Source organism: Methyloceanibacter sp., assembly GCF_049590335.1.
Classification (GTDB): domain Bacteria; phylum Pseudomonadota; class Alphaproteobacteria; order Rhizobiales; family Methyloligellaceae; genus Methyloceanibacter.
The window spans coordinates 45,860-51,921 of sequence record NZ_JBAWCQ010000083.1 but is presented as its reverse complement, the minus strand read 5'-3'; the positions used below and the strand labels follow the sequence as shown (position 1 = coordinate 51,921).

Genomic DNA, 6,062 nt, shown 5'->3' with positions numbered 1-6,062 from the left:
CAGAATGACTGCGGCGACGACGACGGGTCCGGCCCATGGCCCGCGCCCAGCCTCGTCGATTCCCGCCACGGGAGCCTGGTGGAGATCCATCATCTCCGTCTCGAGATCGAAATTCGGATAACCGGAGTCATGCCGGGGTAAGGGTTCCATGGCGGAACTGTCCGACGAACCTCGGCCCTCGCGCAACCGTTCGCGTGCGGAGCCGCAGCACGCGTTGTGGAAAAGCTTCTAAAGCAGGCTGAGCTGCTGGCCGGGCAGGGTGGGCGGCGTGAAGAGATCGGTCCGCAACGTATGGGGTTTGTCGAGGCCGAGCCGTTCAGCGGCCATCTGAAAACGCCGGCCGATCATCCAGGCATAGGGGCCATCGCCCTCCATGCGGCCTTGCCACTGCCCGTCGTAGAGCTTGCCGCCCCGCGTCTGCCGCATCAGGGACAGCACGCGGTCTGCGCGGTCCGGGCAATTGGCTCTGAGCCATTCGACGAAGAGATCGCCGGTCTCCAACGGCAGCCGCAGTAGGATGTAGCCTGCCTCACAGGCGCCGGCGGCGGAGGCGCGCTCCAAAATGCGCTCGATCTCCGCATCCGTGAGGCCCGGCACAACCGGCGCGACCATGACGGAGGCGGGGACGCCGGCACGCGCGAGCGTCTCGACGGCCTCAAGCCTTTTGTCGGGCGTGCTCGCGCGCGGCTCCATGGCCCGGGCCAGCTTGCCGTCGAGCGTGGTGACCGACAGCGCCACCTTCACCAGACCGCGCTCGGCCATGGACTGCAGAATATCGAGGTCGCGCAACACGAGCGCCGACTTGGTGACGATCCCCACCGGGTGGTTGTTGGCGCTCAAGACCTCGAGAATGCGCCGCATGATTCGGTAGCGCCGCTCCACGGGTTGATAGGGATCGGTGTTCGATCCGATCGCGATTATGCGGGGCACATAGCCGGGCGCAGCACTTTCGCGCTCCAGCGCCTGCGCCGCATTGGTCTTTGCGAACAGCTTCGTCTCGAAATCGAGGCCGGGCGACATGCCGAGAAACGCATGGGTCGGGCGGGCAAAACAATAAATGCATCCGTGCTCGCAACCCCGGTAAGGATTGATTGACCGGTCGAAGCCGATATCCGGGGATTCGTTCTTGGTGATGATGCGGCGGGCAGGGACCTCCTGAACCTCGGTCCGGAGTGCCTCCAAGTCACCCTGAGACTCCCAGCCGTCATCCACCGGCTCATAGGTTTTTGGCTCGAAGTGCCCTGAACGGTTGGTTTGGGCGCCCCGGCCATGGCGGCGGCCATACGCGATGCCGCCCGCCTCATGCGGCAGGCTCTCATCGCGGCTCGGTTTTCGAATGGCAATGCTCATGCACGCAATATAGGCAAGGCATAAGAACAAATCAAGAACATGAGGGCGCCGGCATGGCTCGAATCCCTTGCGGCGATTGCCGCGTAGGGGGGAGCCGCTATAGTCCAGCCGATGATTTCAGTCGTAATCCCAACGTTCAATGCCGAGCGTGCCCTCGTTCCGACCTTGTCGGCGCTCGTGCCCGCGGTGGTCGATGGCATCGTCCAGGAGGCTATCATCTCCGATGGCGGCTCGACGGACGATACCTATGTGATCGCCGATGCGGCGGGCACTCATCTGGTCCAGGCACCGCGAGGCCGGGGAATCCAGCTTGAGGCGGGGGCGGCGGTCGCGAAGGGCGATTGGCTGCTCTTTCTTCATGCGGACACGGTTCTTGAGCCCGGCTGGGCCACCGAGGCCGCGAACTTCATCGAGCGCATCGAGACTGGCCGCCGCCCGCTCGCGGCCGCCTATTTCCGATTCGCGCTCGACGACGAAGGCTTCATGCCCCGTCTGATCGAGCTCATGGTCGGCCTGCGCTGCGGGCTGTTCTCGCTCCCCTATGGCGATCAGGGTCTATTGATTTCGCGCACGCACTATCGAAGGCTCGGCGGCTTCCAGCCGCTCCCCTTGATGGAGGACGTGGACCTTGTCCGCAGGCTGAAGCGCCGGGAGCTTTACGGGCTCAAGACGCGGGCGGTGACCAGCGCCAGGCGCTACCACGATGACGGCTATCTGATGCGCAGTAGCCGCAATATCGGACTGATGTTTCTGTATCTTTTGCGCGTCCCGCCGCGCGTGCTTGCCCGCCTCTATGATTGACGCCGGACATGCCTAGCGTGCCACCCACGCGTCGCGTCGCGTTTGCGCCGCGTCTCATCGTCATGGCCAAGCAGCCACGCGCGGGCGCCGTAAAGAGGCGTCTTGCGCGGGGGATCGGCACCGTTGCGGCCACGCGGTTCTACCGGACCACGCTGCGCCATACGCTCATGAGACTTGGCGCCGATCCGCGCTGGCAGACCTATCTGGCGGTCTCGCCCGATCGCGCGCTGCGCGAGCCCTTTTGGCCACGTGTGACGCGGATTCCGCAAGGTGAGGGCGATCTCGGTGCGCGCATGCAGCGCCTGTTCGATGCGATGCCTCCCGGGCCCGCTGTCCTTGTCGGCAGCGACATTCCCGCTATTTGCCCTACCCATATCGCCGAGGCCTTCCGGTGTCTCGGCCGCGCTGACGCTGTGTTCGGCCCGGCGGAGGATGGCGGTTACTGGCTGGTCGGGTTCAGACGAAGACCCGGGCGGCTGTCGCCGTTTGATGGCGTGCCCTGGTCGACCGACCATGCCCTTACCGCCACATGCGACAACCTCAAAGGCAGAACGGTCGCGTTGACAGACACGCTGAGCGACGTCGACACGGCGGAAGACTTCGGCCACCTCAAGCGCGGGTTCGGCAATGCGGTGTGGGCGACGGCTCCAAGAGGGTAAATTACTTTTTTTTCTTCTTTTTTTTGCCCTCGGTGAAGCGGGGCAGCAGCTCGACGAAGGAGCAGGGGCGGTGGCGGTTGTCGAGTTGAAGTTTGAGGATGCCGTTCCAGGCATCTTCGCAAGCACCGGGCGATCCGGGTACGGAGAAGATCAGCGATTTCTTGGCGAGTCCGCCGCAGGCGCGTGATTGCACCGTGGACGTGCCAACGGTCTGGTAGCTCAGCATATGGAACAGCACGGAGAATCCGTCGATCTCTTTGTCGAAGAGCGGGCGTACGGCCTCGGGCGTTACGTCGCGCTCGGTGAAGCCCGTTCCGCCCGTGGTGATGACCACGTCGACGCCGCCCGCCTTCACCCATCTCTTCACGGCCTTGCGGATAGACCTCCGGTCGTCCGGCACGACCATGCGATCGGCGACGATGTGGCCGGCCTCTTCGATCATCTGCACCAGTAGCGGTCCGGATTTGTCCGTCTTGGGCGTGCGCGTGTCGGAGATGGTGAGCACGGCCAGGCGCAACGGGATGAACGGGCGGGTGGGGTCGATGCGGGCACTCATAGTACGATTTCCTCTAGCCTCTGAGCGGCGTTCTCCAGACTTATGGGAGCTTGTCCAGTCTTGCCTTCAGCACGAGCAAGTCGCGCCAGGCATGGCGCTTCGCCTCTGGGGAGCGAAGCAGATAGGCCGGATGTAACGTCGCAAGCATCGGGATGTCGCGTTCTTTCGCGTGATATAGTTTCCACTTGCCGCGCAGGCGCATGATGCCTTCGGTGGTTTCGAGCATGGACTTCGCGGCCGCGCCGCCCAGGAGCACAATCACCTCCGGCTCCAGCAATTCGATCTGCCGGGCGAGAAACGGTGCGCAGGATCCTATTTCCTGCGGGGTCGGCGTGCGGTTGCCGGGCGGGCGCCAATAGATCGTATTGGTGATGTAGACCGAAGTTTCGTCCAGCCCGATCGCAGCCAGCATCTTGTCCAGAAGCTTGCCGGCACGGCCCACGAAGGGTTTGCCTTGCAGGTCTTCGTCGCGGCCGGGGGCCTCGCCGATCAGCATCAGCTTGGCCTCCTCGCTCCCGCGCGCAAAGCAAGTGGTCTTCGCTGTCCGCTTCAGCGGGCAGCCCTCGAAGACCGCCACGGCTTCTGCGAGTTCGGCAAGCGTCTTGATCCCGTCGAGCGCTGGCGCCGCCGCATTTGCCGGAGCCGGAGCCGGAGCCGCGTGCCGCGCCTTTGGAGGGGTCTTGGGCGGCGTCTTGGGTGCGTTTCTGGGCGCGTTTCTGGGAGCGCTCTTGGCCGAATTCTTCGGTGGTGGCGGGGCGGCGGATTGCGCGAAGCGGTCCACCGGCGCATCGCCGATGGCCTCGTCCACGCCCATGGCTGCGTACCAGGCAAGCAGGCCAGAAGCTTGATTTGCGGCGCTTTCACTCATTTGCGTGGGCAGGGCCGATCCGATATTTGTCAGTTCAAGGCAACAAAAATAACTTTAGCACCAATTTCGTCGTGGGCGCGGCACGGTGCGGCATCAGAACAGAAAGGGCTGAGATGAGCGATCAGGTCGAACGGGACGTGATGGAGTTCGATGTGGTGATCGTCGGCGGCGGGCCCGCGGGGCTCTCGGCCTCGATCCGGCTCAAGCAGCTTGCGGCCGAAAAGAACACAGAGATCTCCGTCGTCGTCCTGGAAAAGGGTTCTGAGATCGGCGCCCATATCCTGTCGGGCGCGGTGATCGATCCCGTGGGGCTCGACGCGCTCATCCCCGATTGGCGCGAGCAAGGCGCGCCGCTCACAGACGTGGTCTCCAAGGACTTGTTCTACTATCTCGGTGAAGCGGGCGAGATCCGGATGCCCAACCTGTTCATGCCGCCGCTCATGAGCAATCACGGTTGCTATGCAGGCAGCCTCAGCAATCTCACCAAATGGCTTGGGCAGAAGGCGGAGGGGCTTGGGGTCGAGGTCTATGCGGGCATCGCAGTGGCCGACGCGATCATCGGTGCGGACGGCGCGGTCGAGGGTGTGATCACCGGCGATCTTGGTGTCGCACGCGACGGTAGCCACAAGGATAGCTATACGCCGGGCATGGCGCTCCTCGGGAAATACACGTTCTTCGCCGAAGGCGCGCGCGGTTCGGTGACCAAGCAGCTCATCGAGAAATACGGCCTGGACGAAGATAGCGGCACGCAGAAATTCGGCATCGGCCTGAAAGAGCTCTGGGAGATACCGGCCGAAAACCATAGGCCCGGTCTCGTGCAGCACACCATGGGCTGGCCACTCAATAACAATACCGGCGGTGGGTCCTTCATCTACCATTTCGGCGATAACCTGGTTTCGGTTGGCTTCGTCGTCCATCTCGACTATGCCAACCCCTATCTCAACCCGTTCAAAGAATTTCAGCGCTCGAAAACGCATCCAGTCATTGCCAACCATCTCGAAGGCGGCAAGCGCATCGCCTATGGCGCGCGTGCGTTGACTGAAGGCGGGTGGCAGGCTGTTCCGCAGCTTGCATTCCCCGGCGGCGCGCTTGTGGGCTGCGGCGCGGGCTTCATGAACGTGCCGCGCATCAAAGGGTCTCACAACGCTATGTTGTCGGGCATGATGGCGGCCGATGCGGCATTCCAGGCCATGGAAGCGGGGCGGTCGCGGGACACGCTTCTGGAGTACATTCATGCCTTCGAAGACAGCGCGATGGCGAAGGAGCTGAAGAAGGTCCGTAACGTGAAGCCGCTCTGGTCGCGTTTCGGCACACGGCTCGGCCTCCTTCTCGGCGGAATCGACATGTGGCTCAATACTATCCTGCCGTTCCTCGGCCACACGCTGAAGCACAATAAGCCCGACTATGCGAGCTTGCGGCCTGCCGCGAAATCGAAGCCAATCGACTATCCGAAGCCCGACAACAAGCTGACCTTCGACATTCTCTCCTCGGTGTTCTTATCCAATACCAACCATGACGAAGACGAGCCCGTGCATCTGACGCTGGCGGACCCCAATGTGCCGGTCGAGCAGAATTTGCCGCATTATGACGAGCCTGCGCAGCGCTATTGCCCCGCGAATGTCTACGAGGTCGTGGAGGAAGGCGGTTCAGTGCGTTTCCAGATCAACGCGCAAAACTGCGTGCACTGTAAGACCTGTGACATCAAGGACCCGGCACAGAACATCACCTGGGTCGTGCCGGAAGGCGGCGACGGACCCAACTACGCCAATATGTAGCGCGGTCAACATTACGGAATGCTCATGTGGTTCAATTGATTGGGCCACAAACG

The 6,062-nt window shown here is 63.0% G+C and carries 6 protein-coding genes and 1 pseudogene; 3 read left to right on the top strand and 4 right to left on the bottom strand.

What is annotated here, in order from left to right:
* Nucleotides 1-90 (bottom strand): annotated as a pseudogene (locus WBQ77_RS06615) (ribonuclease HII); the annotation flags it as partial.
* A 138-nt stretch (nucleotides 91-228) separates the two neighbouring features.
* The gene (locus WBQ77_RS06610; protein ID WP_424042109.1) at nucleotides 229-1,350 is read right to left on the bottom strand and encodes a PA0069 family radical SAM protein; all 1,122 of its coding nucleotides are present in this window, start codon (nucleotides 1,348-1,350) and stop codon (nucleotides 229-231) included.
* 111 nt (nucleotides 1,351-1,461) lie between these two features.
* Here WBQ77_RS06610 and WBQ77_RS06605 point away from each other — a divergent pair, with 111 nt between their 5' ends.
* Nucleotides 1,462-2,151 carry a TIGR04283 family arsenosugar biosynthesis glycosyltransferase gene (locus tag WBQ77_RS06605; RefSeq protein ID WP_424042108.1) on the top strand — a complete coding sequence of 230 codons (690 nt, stop codon included), beginning with the start codon at nucleotides 1,462-1,464 and terminating at the stop codon, nucleotides 2,149-2,151.
* Between the two features lie 17 nt (nucleotides 2,152-2,168).
* Complete coding sequence (locus tag WBQ77_RS06600) at nucleotides 2,169-2,810, top strand: TIGR04282 family arsenosugar biosynthesis glycosyltransferase (RefSeq protein ID WP_424059466.1); 642 nt, start codon at nucleotides 2,169-2,171, stop codon at nucleotides 2,808-2,810.
* 1 nt (nucleotide 2,811) lies between these two features.
* Here WBQ77_RS06600 and moaB read toward each other — a convergent pair whose 3' ends face one another.
* Both moaB and WBQ77_RS06590 read right to left on the bottom strand, forming a co-directional pair.
* Nucleotides 2,812-3,366 carry a molybdenum cofactor biosynthesis protein B gene (moaB, locus tag WBQ77_RS06595; RefSeq protein ID WP_424042105.1) on the bottom strand — a complete coding sequence of 185 codons (555 nt, stop codon included), beginning with the start codon at nucleotides 3,364-3,366 and terminating at the stop codon, nucleotides 2,812-2,814.
* A 40-nt stretch (nucleotides 3,367-3,406) separates the two neighbouring features.
* A complete protein-coding gene (locus WBQ77_RS06590) occupies nucleotides 3,407-4,234 on the bottom strand; it encodes a uracil-DNA glycosylase (RefSeq protein ID WP_424042103.1) in 828 nt (275 codons plus the stop codon).
* A 113-nt stretch (nucleotides 4,235-4,347) separates the two neighbouring features.
* Here WBQ77_RS06590 and WBQ77_RS06585 point away from each other — a divergent pair, with 113 nt between their 5' ends.
* The gene (locus tag WBQ77_RS06585) at nucleotides 4,348-6,009 is read left to right on the top strand and encodes an electron transfer flavoprotein-ubiquinone oxidoreductase (RefSeq protein ID WP_424042100.1); all 1,662 of its coding nucleotides are present in this window, start codon (nucleotides 4,348-4,350) and stop codon (nucleotides 6,007-6,009) included.
* The last annotated feature ends 53 nt before the right edge of the window (nucleotides 6,010-6,062 follow it).